Consider the following 15249-nt stretch of genomic DNA (forward strand, 5'->3'; position numbering starts at 1 on the left):
GATGCACGTACTGATCCTCGGTGGAACGACCGAGGCCCGCCGCCTCGCGGAGATCCTCCACGGGACGGTCCGGACCACGTCCTCGCTGGCGGGCCGGGTCGCCGCCCCGAGGCTGCCGCCGGGCGAGGTCCGCGTCGGCGGGTTCGGCGGGGCCGAGGGCCTGGCGCGCTGGCTGCGCGAGCACCAGGTGGACGCGGTCATCGACGCCACCCATCCTTTCGCGGACACGATGAGTTTCCACGCGGCCCGGGCGGCCGCCGACGCCCATGTTCCCCTGCTCGCCCTCCGGCGTCCCGGCTGGGCCCCGGTCGACGGCGACGACTGGCACATGGTGGACACCCTGGCCCGGGCGGCGGACACGGCCCGCGCCCTGGGCCGCCGCGTCTTCCTCACGACGGGCCGGATGGGTCTCGCCTCCTTCGCGCACGTCACGGAAGCCTGGTTCCTGCTCCGTTCGGTGGACGCCCCCGAGCCTCCGTACCCGCCGCGGATGGAGGTCCTCCTCGACCGGGGGCCCTTCACCCTGGACGGCGAACGGGAGGTGCTGCGCCGGTACGCGATCGACGTCCTGGTCACCAAGGACAGCGGCGGCGCGGCGACGGCGCCGAAGCTCACCGCCGCCCGGGAGGCGGGCGTGCCGGTCGTGGTGGTGCGCCGCCCGCCGGCTCCCCCCGGCGTGCCGGTGGCCACGACGCCCGAGGAGGCGGCCGCGTGGCTCTCAGCCCTGTCCGGGGGGCACTGACGGGCACCGGGCGCCCCTCCTCGGCCGGAGACACGCGCCGTGTGCGCAGGTCAGGCGTCCCAGTGACCTCGCGGCGGACTCATCCCCGTCAGCCCTGCCCCTCCCCTTCGTCCTCGTCGAGGGCCTGGTCCTCGCCCTCGATGTTGCGCCGCAGGTTCTCCAGGTCGGTTTGCAGATCCAGCAACGACTGACGCAGGTCACCGAACTCGGCGGGTTCGACGACCGGGGGCCAGCTGCCGGCCGTGCGATCGATCTCCGAGAGGCCGTCCAGGCCGATGCGGGCGCTCGACAGGCCGGCTCGCAGGGTGCGCCGGTACTCGGCCGCACGCCGGCCGGTGGACACAGCCGCCGCGGGACCGCTGACGGACGGATCTTCCGGCTTCGGCTCGGAGCGGGTGCTTTCACCGGCTGGGGACTCCCCCGTCGCGCCGGTGTCCTCGGCGCCGGTCCCCTCCGTGATGCCGACGCCGGCGAACAACGGGGTCGCGGGCGATTGACGGGCGAGGTACTCGTCATAAGCCCGGCGGGCCCGCTTCTGGTCAGCGGCCCAGACGACATCCCATTCGAACAGCGGAACGGGCACACCGTTCTCGTCCCGGGCGATCCTGTCCTCCTGCTGAAGGTCGACGCCGATGTGGACGTAGGCCTGCTCGTCACCCTCCTTGCGGTCCCGGCGAACGAACTGCCGTACGGACTGCGTGTTGTCCGGCAGCGCGTCGTCCCGGAATCGGCTGGCGGCGAGGGCCAGGGTCCACAGGCCGAGTTCATTGCCCTCGCCCGCGAGGTCCTCGATGACCAGGTGGACATCGGAGCGGAAGGGCACGCCGCCCTTCTCCTTGGGGGCCATCAGGGCGGAGCCGACGTTCCGGGTCAGGAGTTTGTCGGCGATGAGCGCGATGCCGCCGGCCACGGCCAGGGTGCAGCGCGCACCGACGTCGCCTGCCAGGGCCGGTGCCACCAGGGTGGTGAAGTCGTCCGTGAGAACGGGCTCCCACTCCCCGAGCACATCACGGGTGAGGACACCGCCGTTGCTCCAGGCGTTGCGGGCCTGCTTGGAAACGGCCTTCTTGGCGCTGCGCCACGGCAGGTCGATGATGGGGCCCAGCAACTCGGCGAACCCTTTGGCGCTCATGCGTGAGCCACCCTTGATGGTTTTGGCCTGGTCCTTGAGCCTGTCGTAGAGCTCCGGTCGAGTCAGGGCGTGGACCAGCTGGACGCCCCGCCACAGGGCGGTGCCCGGCAGCCGGTTGTCCCCGTACTCCCTGGGCATGTCGCTCGGCGCGGTCCGGCCCACGGCAAGGCCGTAGACGAACTGGAGACCTTCCTTGTCGACCGGCGCGTCGCCGACCTGGATCACCCGCTTGAGGGCACGGGTCGCCACCTCGACGTTCTGGGCGGCGGTGTCCCAGGCTTTGAATTCGACATGCACGCTGGCCAGGATCGAGCGCACGGCGTCATCGAAGACGTCCTCAGGCGCCAGGAGCTGCCCGGGGTGCCGCTCCGCACCGACCGCCACCTGCGCGGGGACCACGTATGTCTGCGCGATGTACACGCCGCGATCGGCCGCCTCCGGTCCCTTCATGGCTTGCTGGAACTCGGCCGCGAGGGTGGTTCGCCAGTTCTTGCGAACTGCCGCCAGCCGTTCGGAGAGCGTTCGGCCGTCTCCCGTGGGAGCCCCCGAAACCTGTCCGAACAGCGAGGACACGACCAGATCCGCCGTGTCGGCGGCCTCGGCATCAGGACCGGCGAGAACGGCCCAGGCACTGGCGAGACGGGTGATGCCGTCCCGGACCACCAGGGCGTGGAAAGCCTCGGTGCCGTCCTCGAAGGTGAACTCCACCGCGTGGGTGATGAGCGGGCGGGTCACCTTCCGGCTGAGGATGGACACCGCGTAACTGTTGAGCACCAGGGTGCTGTGCACGGTCTGGCGGACGTGGTCCTTCAGGTGTCGCAGGTCTTTGTACCGGTAGCGGACGACGGCGCACGGTTCACCGCCCTCGGTCGTGCCCACCACTTGAGGGTCGGGGACGTCCATCACTTCCATGCCCGTACGAGGCTGGATGCCGGGGAGCAACTCGCTGAGCCACACCCGGGTGGTGATAGTCCGTAGCGTGGCACCTTCGACGTTCTCCTCCAGCAGCAGGCCGGCGGGCTCCTGTGCGGTGGGTTGCAGCGTGACCGCGACGCCCTCGGGATTGGTCGTCGCCCGCGCTACGGCCTCCAGGGCGCCGACGGGCAGCGAAGCGAGGGGGTTCGCCACCCCGGCTGCGACGACCTTCGCCCGGACGGATGCATCAGGTTGTACGGGCAGCGTGTGCTCGACGCTCGAGACCGCGACGCTCTGGCCCTTCCAGAGGAGCGTCACGGACTGGGGGGCGGGACTGGACATACGTCCTCCGGTCATGAGCCGTGGATGTGTGGGAGAGTTGAGTTGCGGTCCTGGCCCGGTCCTCCGGAGCACCAGGTCCGACCCGGGCCCCCGCTTCACCGCAGGGGCCCGGCCCTTTCAGTGGAGCCGGGCGAGGTGTCTGGGCGCGCCCGCCTGAGGGAAGACGCGCGGGTACCAGTCCCACATGAACGCCCGGCGAGGACGCCGGGCCACGGACTGGAAGGCGGCATGCGCGACGAAGTCCGCCGCCTGCAGGAGCGGCAGCCGGCGGGCGGGCAGCAGAAGCGGGTCGCCGAGAACGTGCCGCCGGTCGGCTGGCAGCCGGTGATGGGCCGCTCTGAGCACTTTCTCGGTTCCGTTGCCGTCCACGATGAACTGGCACGAGCTGCCTGCCGCCGCATGCTGGTCGTTGACCGTCTCCACCAAGTCCGCGTACAGGTCCTCGCGGGTAGCACCATGGCGGTACACGGCCCCGACGGCGAGTCCGGGCACCTGGGCCAGTGCTTCGAGTCCTTGGAGCACGATGTTCGCCGCCTCGTTCATCTGCTGCTCGGTGGGAGCGCGCCCGCTTCCCGGATGCAGCAGCCGCCCCCGCCCGGCCACCAGGTCCACCGCATGCAGCGGGTAGCCAGGCGTGTAGCTGAAATGGGGGTTGACCTGGAGCTTTGCAAGGAAGGTGGCCTAAGCGGCGTCGGCGTCCGACCAACCTTGAGCCCACGGCACTCGAATGAACCCGAACAGAGACAAATCTGAGTTACCGGAGTCGTCCAACAGATAGATGCTGTTCGGCAATGCCGTTCTGGCTGGTGGGTTGAGAGGGGTGAAGGCGCTCTCCCGGGCGGTCGGGATGGTGATCCGAGCACGGCAGGACGTGCGGCGCTGTTCGTCGTGGGCCATGTAAGGAACTCCGTTGTGCCAGAGACTCTTAGATGGAAATGAGTCCCTGGCGAGGTGTCGGGACCGGTGCGCCGCCAGCGAACCGCGTCGCGCCTTCGGAACTCTATAGGCCGTGCGACGTGCTGATGTGAAGAAATGCCTGGTTGATCAAAGTTGGTCATGTCCGATCAAAGACGAAAGCCCTCACGTCAACTGGCGCCTTGACTGCGGGAATCGCTCGAAAAGAGCCGGTACGACGGGGGTTCCCATCTTTTCCATCATGGCCACTGAGGAAGCGATGGTGACGGCCTCTCCCAACGGACTGTCTTTCTTGATGACGAAGACATGTTCGGTTTCCGAGGTGGGGAGTTGGCGAGGAAGGGTCATCAACCCCAGTGCGTCGAGAGCGGTGCTGATCCGCTCGCACAGTTCTCCGCTGAGCCTGACGCGATCCGGCGCCGCGCACTTTTTGATGAAACGCATCGAGAGCCGCTTGATGCCGTGATCAACTTCCACGGCGTGGGCAATAATAGTGAAGTCCATAGCTAAGTAGTTAACTGAGTTATGCCGTCGAGTTCAACGCGGATCCGAAATCTGCCCCTTGCTTCTCGCGAGTCCGGTCAGTGTCGCGCGGGCAGAACGCGCCCGCTCGTCGGTCAGTGGCCCGGTCGTATCCGGGGTGAGGGCCGGTCTCAGCCGGGCGCCCGGCACCCACAACCCCGCACGTCGCCGTCGGCCGCGCGCAGCATCGTGCCCCGTCGGCGACGGCGCGGCGGTCGTACCGCACCGGGGCCTCCTCCGGGTGGGTCGCCGTCCGCTCCTCGGCACCCCGGCGGCACACGACGCTCACGCGCGCACCGGAACGCCCGCACCGCGAACGTGAACGGCAGCGCCGGGCACCGTCACCTCCCCGGAACGGCTCTCCACCACGCATCCCTCGACAGGTCACACGGTCACCTGCCGTTCTCCGGCGGAGGGATCGTGGTTCATACGCGGCGCGACACCGTGGCGGGCTCAGCCCGCCGTCAGAGGCCGGCCGCCGGCCCCTCGGCCTGAGCGCGGTGCGCACCGCGTCGGTCCAGGTGGGTGACGACCTGGGCGTGGAACCGGTCGACGGCCTCGTCCACGCTGCGGATGAACCCGGTCTCGGCGGAGCCGCGCCCCGTGCCCATGCTTTTGAAGAGGGAGAGCCGGAAGCCGACGATCTCCGCGCCGTCCTTCGGCAGGATGTCCGCCGGTTCGGGGCGGAGCCGTTCCAGAGTGCCCCGCGGGCCCGCTCCCGGGCCGGCGACCAGAGTCTCGATGTGCAGGTCCGCCGGAGCGGCCGCCAACTGCCGCATCAGGCGTTTGGCCCTGGTGAGCGGGTAGCCCTGTTCGGCCGATGGCAGCTCGATCGACGTCCGCAGCTTGCCCGTGCGCAGATCCGCCGTGATGGCGAGGATCCCCTGTGTGTCCTCCATGCGCAGCTCGGCGTGCAACCGTCCCTCCAGGCAGAGCCGGTCCGCCATCTCGGCACGGCGGGTACGGGGGTCCGTACCGCGCTTGGCGCGCTGGACGGGCAGCACCTTCCGCCCCAGTTCACCGCCCAGGCGCAGGCACACCTGCCGGATCAGCCGTTCCCAGCTCTCGGTGACCTCCGTGGCCCGCGCGTCACCCTGGCACAGGGTCTCGTCGTCGATCCCGTTCCGCACCGGCACCCACGCCGCACCCATGTTCTGGAAGCCGTGACACCCGGAGTTGTCGTGCTGGAGGTAGTGCAGCAGTTCCTGGAGGAGCCACGCGTGCGCGGCGTTCCCCACGCCTTCGTGCCGGATCAGCATCTGGGCCTGATGGGCGACTTCGGCCCAGGACAGGTGCCAGAGGGCCACCTTGTGCCTGCGCCTTCCGTCGATCCTGATGTCGACCAGCGGACTGCCCTCCAGGGCGACATCGTTGGACAGCGTGATCACCGCCTCGTAACCGCGCCGGGCGGCGATGTCGGCATAGGCCTGCACCTGCTCGGACTTGAGCGGGTTGCCGTTCGTCTTCGTCTCGACGAGGGCGGTCCACAGCTTCCCGGCGCGCTCGACGCGGATGACGCCGTCGGGACGTCTCGGGGAGTCGCCGTGCGGCAGCGACACCTCGGTGAACGTCTCCATGCGCCCGGCCGGTGCTCCGAAGCCGGCCGTCAGGCGGCGGCCGAACTCCGGCACCTGTGCCATCACCGACAGCAGGACCGACGTGGCGCGCGTCTCGCGTTCCCGGTCGCTCTTGAGGGCGGTGACGGGGAAGAGCCGGGCGGTCCTCCAGGACTCGTTCTCGGCGAGGGACTTCTTGACGGTCTTCGGAAGGGTCACCTTCTTCTTGGCGGCGCGCGGCCGTGGGCGCTTCGCGGGGCCGGCCGCTTGCGCCCCGGTCGCAGCGGTCGCCGCCGTCACATCGGTCGCGGCAGTGGTGGCGGCTGCGGCGGCTGCCCTGGGCGGCGGGACGCGCGCCGGTCCGGCCGGTGGGACCGGGGCGCTCGCCGCCTCCTGCTCCGGCCCGGCCTCCGGGCCCTCGTCCGCCGTGTCGTCCTCGATGTCGACACCGAAGTCCGTCGCCAGTCCGATCAGCCCGGAGTGGTAACCCTGGCCCACGGCACGGAACTTCCACGCGCCGGCCCGCCGGTAGAACTCCCCGAAGATGACGGCGCTCACCACACCGGCGTCATCGACGGGGAACCGGACCAGTCCCTCTCCCGCACCGTCGACGAGCGTCAGGCACAGGTCGTCGAGCTCACCGAAACGCGCTCCGTCGTACCGGCTGGCGGCCACGACGATCCGCTCCACGTCGGGCGGTACGGCCTCCAGGTCGAAGCTGATCCGGTCCTCGCTGCCGTCCGGCGTGGGCGTCTTGCCGAGGAGCTGCACGCTGCCGTCGTCGGCGACCGGGTTGTTGTAGAAGTAGAAGTCGGCGTCGCTGCGCACCTTTCCGGTGCCGTTCAGCAGGAGCACGGACACATCCGCGTCCCCCTCACCCGTGCTGCTGCTCCAGCTCAGCCCCACCGTCACGGAACCGGCGTTCGCGCTGAGGGCCGACAGCTCGATGTTGGCGCCCTTGACCATCGTGTGCATGCGGCCCCCCAGACGCACGGCTGCCTACGGACGCACCTCGGCAGCCGGAGGCGAACAGTGTGTGGTGCGTCACACATGTACTGTTGCGGAACTTTAGCGTCCAGGGCGGGGCGTCCGTGGGGAACCGTCAAAAATGGGTGGCCGTAACGTGACACCGGGTGAGGGCGGCGTCTCTGCCCCCGGTTCGCCGGACGCGCTTGCCGGGCCCGGCCCCCGGGCCAGGAACGGGTCGGCCCGGCGGGCGGGAAGCGCCCGAGGGCCGGCGTCGCGGTGACGCCGGCGCCCGGTGGGCTCAGGACTCCGGGTACCTGCGCGGGGTCCAGGCCACGGTGGTGCCGTCGCCGCGGCGGACCGCCCGGGTCTGGGAGGAGCCGATGAGCAGGAGCGTGCGCATGTCGACCTCCGCCGGGTCCAGGTCCGTCAGCGGCAGGACACGGACCGACTCCTCCGGCCCGCCCACGTCGCGGGCGACGACCACCGGGGTGTCCGGGGCGCGGTGTTCCAGGAGGAGTTCGCGGGCCTTGGCGACCTGCCAGGTGCGGCTGGCGGAGCCCGGGTTGTAGAGGGCGAGCACCAGGTCGGCGGCGGCCGCCGCGCGCAGGCGCTCCGCGATGACCTCCCACGGCTTGAGCCGGTCCGACAGGGAGATGGTGGCGTAGTCGTGGCCGAGCGGCGCGCCCGCCTTCGCGGCGGCGGCGTTCGCTGCCGTCACGCCGGGCAGGACGCGCACCGGGACGTCCGCGTACGGCGCCTGGGCGGCGACCTCCAGGACCGCCGTGGCCATGGCGAACACGCCGGGATCGCCGCCCGACACCACCGCCACGCGCCGCCCGCGGCGGGCCAGGTCCAGGGCGAACTCGGCCCGCTCCGACTCGACCTTGTTGTCCGAGCCGTGCCGCTCCTGCCCGGGGCGCGCCGGGACGCGGTCCAGGTAGGTGGTGTAGCCCACCAGGTCGGTCGCCGAGGCGAGCGCCCCGCGCGTCTCGGGCGTCAGCCACAGGGGGCCCGCCGGGCCGGTGCCGACGACCACGACCTCGCCCCGGCCGGGCGCGGGCGCGGCCGGAGCGGCGTCGATACGGGACGGCAGCACCGCCACGGAGAAGTACGGGACGGACTCGGGGTCGACGTCCGCCAGCGCGCCCGTCCGCTCGCCGGCCATGGTGGCCCGCTCCACGTAGTGCGCGTCGTCCAGCCGGCCGGCCCGCTCCAGGGCGCGGCGCACCGCGGGGAACGTCCGGCCCAGCTTCATGACGACGGCGGAGTCGGTGGCCGCCAGACGGGCCGTCAGCTCTTCCTCCGGCAGCGTGCCGGGGATGATCGTCAGGACCTCCTCCGCCTCGCACAGCGGCTTGCCCAGCCGCGCCGCCGACGCGCTCACCGACGTGACCCCGGGGATGACCTCGGTGTCGTAGCGGTGCGCCAGGCGCTTGTGCATGTGCTGGTAGGAGCCGTAGAACAGCGGGTCGCCCTCGGCGAGGACGGCGACCGTGCGGCCCGCGTCCAGGTGCGCGGCCAGGCGGGCGGACGCCTCCTCGTAGAAGTCGTCCAGCGCCCCCCGGTACCCGCCCGGGTGGTCGGTGGTCTCGACGGTCAGCGGGTACATCAGGCGCTCTTCGACGTGGTCCTCGCGGATGTGCTCGGCCGCGATGGAACGGGCGATCGAGCGGCCGTGCCGCGCCGAGTGGTACGCGATCACGTCGGCGGCCGCGATGGCCTTCACCGCCGCGACCGTCATCAGGTTCGGGTCGCCGGGGCCGAGCCCCACGCCGTACAGCTTGCCGCTCATGCCTGGATCTCCGCCTCGTGGGCGATCGCGTTGATCGCCGCCGCCGCCATGGCGCTGCCGCCCCGCCGCCCGCGCACCACCAGGTGCTCCAGGCCCGGGAAGGCCGCCAGCGCGTCCTTGGACTCGGCCGCCCCGATGAACCCGACCGGTATGCCGATCACCGCCGCCGGACGCGGGGCGCCCGCCTCGATCATCTCCAGGAGGCGGAACAGCGCGGTCGGGGCGTTGCCGATCGCGACGACCGACCCCTCCAGCCGGTCGCGCCACAGCTCCAGCGCGGCGGCGCTGCGCGTGGTGCCCAGCTCGGCGGCGAGCGCCGGGACGGACGGGTCGGAGAGCGTGCAGACCACGTCGTTGTCCGCGGGCAGCCGCTTGCGCGTGACGCCGCTGGCGACCATCCGCGCGTCGCACAGGATCGGCGCGCCGGCGCGCAGCGCCTCACGGGCGCGGGCCACGACGTCCGGCGTGTACGCCAGGTCGCGGACGAGGTCGACCATGCCGCAGGCGTGGATCATCCGCACGGCGACCTGGCTGACGTCGGCCGGCAGGTCCGCGAGATCCGCCTCGGCGCGGATCGTGGCAAAGGACTGGCGGTAGATCTCCGCGCCGTCCTTCTCGTAGTCGAACACTCTGCTCTCGCTCATTTCGTCGTCGGTCCTTGTACGGTCATCTGGTACGCGCCCTCGCCGGTCGCGACCATGTCGGTCCACGCGCCCTGCGGGTGGCCGCACCGGCGGGCGCACCCCGACCAGTGGACGGGCAGCGTGCCCTCGCGGGGCCGCGCGTCCGCCCGTACGTCGGACAGGGACTTGGCGCAGCCGGGGCGTCCGGTGCACGCGGTGACGCCGATCCAGGGGGAGTCGGCACGGGTGAGGAAGCCGACCGCGTCGAGGTCCCGCAGCCGTTCCTCGGCCGCCGGCCGGGTGGGGAAGCCGGGCAGGACGAAACCGCGCCACGGGGTGACCCGCACCTCCCCGGCCGGCAGCAGCGCGCGGAACTGCGCGGAGCTCACCCGGCCGAGGCGGGCCAGGACGGACACCGTGCCGTCGCCGATCACCCCGGGCGGGGGCGGCGCTCCGGCCGGCAGGGCGGCGTCGGGTCCGGGCTCGGCCGCGATCGCCGCCCGCGCCAGGTACCGCGTCACGTCCACCTCCTGCCCCGCCGGCAGCTCGCGCACCCGCCACGCGCCGGTGCCCGCCCGCCGCGCGGCCGCGAGGAACGCCTCCGCCGCCACGAGCGCGGCGCGGGGCGCGTCGGCGGAGGACACCCGCCACGTCCGGTCCACGACGCGCAGCAGGGCATCGCCGTCCGGGGTTGCGAGCAACGTCACATCGGCGGCCAGGCCGGCCACGTCGCCCCGCCCGTCGTCCACGGCGAACAGGAAGCGGCCGGACAGTTCCGTCGTCCAGTCCTCGGCGCACAGGAGCGCGTCCAGACGGGCGGCCCACGTCCGCACGCCCGGTCCGGCGAGCGGCGAGACGACCATGTTCCGCACCCGCTCGTGCCGTTCGGACGGCAGCAGGTCCGCCCGGCGCAGCGTGTCCGCCAGCCCGAGGCCGCAGCCCTCGCCGAGGCCTCTCAACTCCACGTTGCCGCGCGAGGTGAGGGAGAGGTAGCCGTCGCCCAGGTGGTCCGACGCGTCGGCCAGCACGGTCACTTGACGAGGCGTCAGGACACCGGTGGGGAGGCGCAGCCGGGCCAGCGAGCCGTCGTCGGCCCGGTGCAGCCGGAGCGCGCCGGGGCACGCGTCACCGCGCTCGCGGACGCGGTCCCGTATGTGCGCTTCACCCCGGTCCTGGGGATTTGGTGAGCTGGGCGGCATGGCGGCGAGCATACGCGCAGCCTCTACTATGCAGACGGCACAGGGTCCCAGGGCCCTAGGGAGGAAGCCCGGTGAGAATCCGGCGCGGTCCCGCCACTGTGAGTCCGGCCGGAAACCGGACGAGTCAGGAACTCCCGCCGTCCTACGACCACCCGGGGCGCGGACACCCCGAGGAAGGCCTGCGCACGCCATGACGCACCCGACGACGCCCGCGACCACGCCCGCTCCGGCGCCCGGGCCGGCGACGATCCTGCTGCTGTCGCACTCCGACACGGACCTGCTCAGCGCCCGCGCGGCCGGCGGCCCCGTCGCCTACCGGTTCGCCAACCCCGCCCGGCTCCCCCTCGACGACCTGGACGGCCTCCTCGACGGCGCCGACCTCGTCGTCGTACGCCTCCTCGGCGGCATCCGGGCCTGGGAGGAGGGCCTCCAGGCGCTCCGCGCCACCGGCAGGCCGCTGGTCGTCCTCACCGGCGAACAGGCCCCCGACGCGCAGCTGATGGAGACCTCCACCGTCCCGATCGGCATCGCGGCCGAGGCGCACGCCTACCTCGCCCACGGCGGACCGGACAACCTGGAGCAGCTCGCCCGGTTCCTCTCCGACACGGTCCTGCTCACCGGCCACGGCTTCGAGCCGCCGGCCGCCGCCCCCACCTGGGGCCCGCTGGAGCGGACCGCGCGCACCACCACCGGCCCCGTGGTCGCCGTGCTCTACTACCGCGCCCACCACATGAGCGGCAACACCGCCTTCGTCGGCACCCTGTGCGACGCCATCGAGGACGCGGGCGGCCAGGCCCTCCCCCTCTACGTGGCGTCCCTCCGCGCCCCCGAACCGGAGCTGCTGGAGACCCTGCGCACGGCCGACGCGGTCGTCACCACCGTGCTGGCCGCCGGCGGCACCAGGCCCGCCGAGGCCCAGGCGGGCGGCGACGAGGAGACCTGGGACGCGGGCGCCCTGGCCGCCCTGGACGTCCCCATCCTCCAGGCGCTGTGCCTGACCGGCTCGCGCGCCGCGTGGGAGGAGAACGACGAGGGCCTCTCCCCGCTGGACGCCGCCAGCCAGGTCGCCGTCCCCGAGTTCGACGGCCGCCTCATCACCGTGCCGTTCTCCTTCAAGGAGATCGACGCCGACGGGCTGCCCGCGTACGTCGCCGACGCCGAGCGCGCCGCCCGTGTCGCCGGCATCGCCGTCCGCCACGCCCGGCTGCGGCACATCCCCAACGCCGACAAACGCCTCGCGCTGGTCCTCTCCGCGTACCCGACCAAGCACTCGCGGATCGGCAACGCCGTCGGCCTCGACACCCCCGCCTCAGCCGTCGCGCTGCTGCGGCGGCTGCGCGAGGAGGGTTACGACTTCGGTGCCGAGGACGTCCCGGGCCTCGCTTCCGGCGACGGCGACGAGCTGATCTACGCCCTGATCGAGGCCGGCGGCCACGACCAGGACTGGCTCACCGAGGAGCAGCTGGCCCGCAACCCGGTCCGTATCCCGGCCGCCGACTACAAGCGCTGGTACGCGACGCTGCCGGAGGAGCTGCGCGAGAACGTCGAACGCCACTGGGGCCCGCCGCCCGGCGAGATGTTCCTGGACCGCTCGCGCGACCCCGAGGGCGACATCGTGCTCGCCGCCCTGCGGCGCGGCAACCTGCTGATCCTCATCCAGCCGCCGCGCGGCTTCGGCGAGAACCCGATCGCGATCTACCACGACCCCGACCTGCCGCCGTCGCACCACTACCTGGCCGCCTACCGCTGGATCGCCACCCCGGCCTCGGACGGCGGCTTCGGGGCGGACGCCATGGTCCACCTGGGCAAGCACGGCAACCTGGAGTGGCTGCCCGGCAAGAACGCGGGCCTGTCCGCCGCCTGCGGCCCCGACGCCGCCCTGGGCGACATCCCGCTGATCTACCCGTTCCTGGTGAACGACCCGGGCGAGGGCACCCAGGCCAAGCGCCGTGTCCACGCCACGCTCGTCGACCACCTGGTGCCGCCGATGGCCCGCGCCGAGTCGTACGGCGACATCACGCGCCTGGAGCAGCTGCTCGACGAATACGCGCAGATCTCCTCCATGGACCCGTCCAAGCTGCCCGCGATCCGCGCCCAGATCTGGACGCTGATCCAGGCCGCCAAGCTCGACCACGACCTGGGCCTGGAGGACCGCCCGGACGACGACGGCTTCGACGACTTCCTGCTCCACGTCGACGGCTGGCTCTGCGAGGTCAAGGACGCGCAGATCCGCGACGGCCTGCACGTCCTCGGCGGCGCCCCCACCGGCCCCGAACGGGTCAACCTGGTCCTGTCGATCCTGCGCGCCCGCCAGATCTGGGGCGGTACGCAGTCCCTGCCCGGCCTGCGCGAGGCCCTCGGCCTGGACGAGTCGGCCGCCACCCGCACCACCGCCGACGAGGCGGAGGCCAAGGCCCGCGCCCTGGTGGAGGCGATGGAGGCCGCCGACTGGAACCCGGCCGCCGTCGCCACCGTCGCCGAGGGGTACGACGAGGCCGTCGCCGCCGTCCTCGACTTCGCCGCCCGCCAGGTCGTGCCGCGCCTGGCCGCCACCACCGACGAGCTGGACCACGCCGTCCACGCCCTCGACGGCGGCTTCGTCCCGGCCGGCCCCTCGGGCTCACCGCTGCGGGGCCTGGTCAACGTCCTGCCGACCGGGCGCAACTTCTACTCCGTCGACCCCAAGGCCGTGCCGTCCCGGCTCGCCTGGGAGACCGGGCAGGCCCTCGCCGAGTCGCTGCTGACCCGCTACCGCGACGACAACGGCGACTGGCCCACCTCCGTCGGCCTGTCGCTGTGGGGCACCAGTGCCATGCGCACCGCCGGCGACGACGTCGCCGAGGCCCTGGCCCTGCTGGGCGTCCGCCCCGTCTGGGACGACGCCTCGCGCCGCGTCACCGGCCTGGAGCCCGTGCCGCTCGCCGAGCTGGGCCGCCCCCGCATCGACGTGACGCTGCGCATCTCGGGCTTCTTCCGCGACGCGTTCCCGCACACCATCGGGCTCCTCGACGACGCCGTCCGCCTGGCCGCCTCCCTCGACGAGCCGGCCGCCGACAACTTCGTACGGGCCCACGCGCAGGCCGACCTCGCCGAGCACGGCGACGAACGCCGCGCCACCACCCGTATCTTCGGCTCCCGGCCGGGCACCTACGGCGCGGGCATCCTCCAGCTGATCGACTCCCGCGACTGGCGCACCGACGCCGACCTGGCCGAGGTGTACACGGTGTGGGGCGGTTACGCCTACGGGCGCGGCCTGGAGGGCCGTCCGGCGCGCGACGAGATGGAGACCGCGTACAAGCGCATCGCGGTGGCGGCCAAGAACACCGACACCCGCGAGCACGACATCGCCGACTCGGACGACTACTTCCAGTACCACGGCGGCATGGTCGCCACCGTCCGCGCGCTGAAGGGCACCGCCCCCGAGGCGTACATCGGCGACTCCACCCGCCCCGAGTCGGTCCGCACCCGCACCCTCGTCGAGGAGACGTCGCGCGTCTTCCGCGCCCGCGTGGTCAACCCCCGCTGGATCGAGGCCATGCGCCGCCACGGCTACAAGGGCGCGTTCGAGCTGGCCGCCACCGTCGACTACCTCTTCGGGTACGACGCCACGACCGGCGTGGTCGCCGACTGGATGTACGACAAGCTCACCGAGACGTACGTCCTCGACCCGGAGAACCGCGCCTTCCTCCAGGAGGCCAACCCCTGGGCGCTGCACGGCATCGCCGAGCGGCTGCTGGAGGCCGAGTCGCGCGGCATGTGGGAGAAGCCCGACGCGCGCGTCCTGGAGCAGCTGAAGCAGGTGTTCCTGGAGTCCGAGGGAGACCTGGAGGACCGGTGACCCTCACGGTGGGCGGCGAGGACAAGGAACTGTCCGCGCGCCTCGACAAGGAGCTGACGGCCTTCAACCGGGCCGCCACGGGCGCCTCCGACGAGGCGGGGCTGTCGGTGCGGGCCACCGGCGACGACGGTGAGCTCACCGGCGGGCTCACCGGCTGGACCTGGGGCGGCCTGTGCGGCGTCGGCATGCTGTGGGTCCGCGACGACCGGCGCGGCACCGGGCTCGGCACCGAGCTGATGCGTGCGGCGGAGGACGAGGCGCGGCGGCGCGGCTGCGACCGCGTGATCGTGTCGTCGTTCTCGTTCCAGGCACCGTCCTTCTACCGGCGCCTCGGGTACGTCGAGACCGGCCGTTCCGAGGGCATCCCCGGCGGCCACGTGGACGTCCACTTCCACAAGGCGCTCGGCCCCCCGGCCGCCCCGGCCTTCCTGCTGGCCGTCCTGCTGGACCACCCGGCCGACGCGGTGGAGGACGCGCTGGCGTACGAGGAGGAGGCGCTGGCCCTCCTCCCGCGCCACGGCGGGCGCCTGGAGCGGCGGCTGCGGACGGCCGACGGGCTCTCCGAGGTCCACCTGGTGCGGTTCCCGTCCGAGGAGGCCTACCGCGCCTACCTCGCCGACCCGGACCGCACGCCCGACGGGCGGATCACCGCGCGCGTGCTGGAGGTCACCGAGGTGTACGCCTGACCGGGTCGAGGCAGACTC

Annotated in this window: 10 protein-coding genes and 1 riboswitch; of the genes, 3 read left to right on the forward strand and 7 right to left on the reverse strand. The window is 72.5% G+C overall.

Translation table 11 applies throughout. From position 1 onward, the window contains the following. The first annotated feature begins 1 nt into the window (after position 1). Positions 2–742 (forward strand): cobalt-precorrin-6A reductase, encoded by a 741-nt coding sequence (locus tag IE109_RS06895; protein ID WP_189549846.1) that lies wholly within the window; start codon positions 2–4, stop codon positions 740–742. Between the two features lie 88 nt (positions 743–830). Here the strand turns inward: IE109_RS06895 and IE109_RS06900 are convergent, their stop codons facing one another. The 7 genes from IE109_RS06900 to IE109_RS06930 all read right to left on the reverse strand — a co-directional run bounded on the left by IE109_RS06900 (position 831) and on the right by IE109_RS06930 (position 10707). Next, entirely contained in the window at positions 831–3131 is a 2301-nt protein-coding gene (locus IE109_RS06900; protein ID WP_229890646.1) for a hypothetical protein, read from the reverse strand. 117 nt (positions 3132–3248) lie between these two features. Then, entirely contained in the window at positions 3249–3743 is a 495-nt protein-coding gene (locus tag IE109_RS06905) for a hypothetical protein (RefSeq protein ID WP_189549847.1), read from the reverse strand. Between the two features lie 468 nt (positions 3744–4211). Next, complete coding sequence (locus tag IE109_RS06910) at positions 4212–4550, reverse strand: hypothetical protein (RefSeq protein ID WP_189549848.1); 339 nt, start codon at positions 4548–4550, stop codon at positions 4212–4214. A gap of 482 nt (positions 4551–5032) precedes the next feature. Continuing rightward, positions 5033–7099 carry a TerD family protein gene (locus tag IE109_RS06915; protein ID WP_189549849.1) on the reverse strand — a complete coding sequence of 689 codons (2067 nt, stop codon included), beginning with the start codon at positions 7097–7099 and terminating at the stop codon, positions 5033–5035. A 292-nt stretch (positions 7100–7391) separates the two neighbouring features. Next, complete coding sequence (locus tag IE109_RS06920) at positions 7392–8885, reverse strand: precorrin-2 C(20)-methyltransferase (RefSeq protein WP_189549850.1); 1494 nt, start codon at positions 8883–8885, stop codon at positions 7392–7394. Further along, positions 8882–9529, reverse strand: a complete 648-nt coding sequence (locus IE109_RS06925; RefSeq protein ID WP_189549851.1) for a precorrin-8X methylmutase — start codon at positions 9527–9529, stop codon at positions 8882–8884. Before IE109_RS06925 ends, IE109_RS06920 begins: the two co-directional genes overlap by 4 nt. Beyond that, positions 9526–10707, reverse strand: coding sequence for a ferredoxin-like domain-containing protein (locus tag IE109_RS06930; RefSeq protein WP_308431337.1), 1182 nt, complete (start codon positions 10705–10707; stop codon positions 9526–9528). The genes IE109_RS06925 and IE109_RS06930 overlap by 4 nt, the downstream gene beginning before the upstream one ends. A 23-nt stretch (positions 10708–10730) precedes the next feature. Continuing rightward, positions 10731–10861: riboswitch (cobalamin riboswitch) on the forward strand. Positions 10862–10897: 36 nt separating this feature from the next. On the opposite strand from IE109_RS06930, the gene cobN reads away from it, so the two are divergent. Both cobN and IE109_RS06940 read left to right on the forward strand, forming a co-directional pair. Beyond that, complete coding sequence (gene cobN, locus IE109_RS06935; protein ID WP_189549853.1) at positions 10898–14545, forward strand: cobaltochelatase subunit CobN; 3648 nt, start codon at positions 10898–10900, stop codon at positions 14543–14545. Next, positions 14542–15231, forward strand: a complete 690-nt coding sequence (locus tag IE109_RS06940) for a GNAT family N-acetyltransferase (protein ID WP_229890648.1) — start codon at positions 14542–14544, stop codon at positions 15229–15231. Before cobN ends, IE109_RS06940 begins: the two co-directional genes overlap by 4 nt. The last annotated feature ends 18 nt before the right edge of the window (positions 15232–15249 follow it).

Source organism: Streptomyces lavendofoliae (genome assembly GCF_014649735.1).
GTDB classification, from domain to species: Bacteria; Actinomycetota; Actinomycetes; order Streptomycetales; family Streptomycetaceae; genus Streptomyces; species Streptomyces lavendofoliae.

What these genes read in the sequence shown, in the direction of transcription:
- IE109_RS06895 (WP_189549846.1), top strand. Translation starts at nt 2, where the DNA reads ATGCACGTACTGATCCTCGGTGGAACGACCGAGGCCCGCCGCCTCGCG.
- cobN (WP_189549853.1), top strand. Translation starts at nt 10,898, where the DNA reads ATGACGCACCCGACGACGCCCGCGACCACGCCCGCTCCGGCGCCCGGG.
- IE109_RS06925 (WP_189549851.1), bottom strand. Translation starts at nt 9,529, where the DNA reads ATGAGCGAGAGCAGAGTGTTCGACTACGAGAAGGACGGCGCGGAGATC.
- IE109_RS06915 (WP_189549849.1), bottom strand. Translation starts at nt 7,099, where the DNA reads ATGCACACGATGGTCAAGGGCGCCAACATCGAGCTGTCGGCCCTCAGC.
- IE109_RS06910 (WP_189549848.1), bottom strand. Translation starts at nt 4,550, where the DNA reads ATGGACTTCACTATTATTGCCCACGCCGTGGAAGTTGATCACGGCATC.
- IE109_RS06920 (WP_189549850.1), bottom strand. Translation starts at nt 8,885, where the DNA reads ATGAGCGGCAAGCTGTACGGCGTGGGGCTCGGCCCCGGCGACCCGAAC.
- IE109_RS06900 (WP_229890646.1), bottom strand. Translation starts at nt 3,131, where the DNA reads ATGTCCAGTCCCGCCCCCCAGTCCGTGACGCTCCTCTGGAAGGGCCAG.
- IE109_RS06930 (WP_308431337.1), bottom strand. Translation starts at nt 10,707, where the DNA reads ATGCCGCCCAGCTCACCAAATCCCCAGGACCGGGGTGAAGCGCACATA.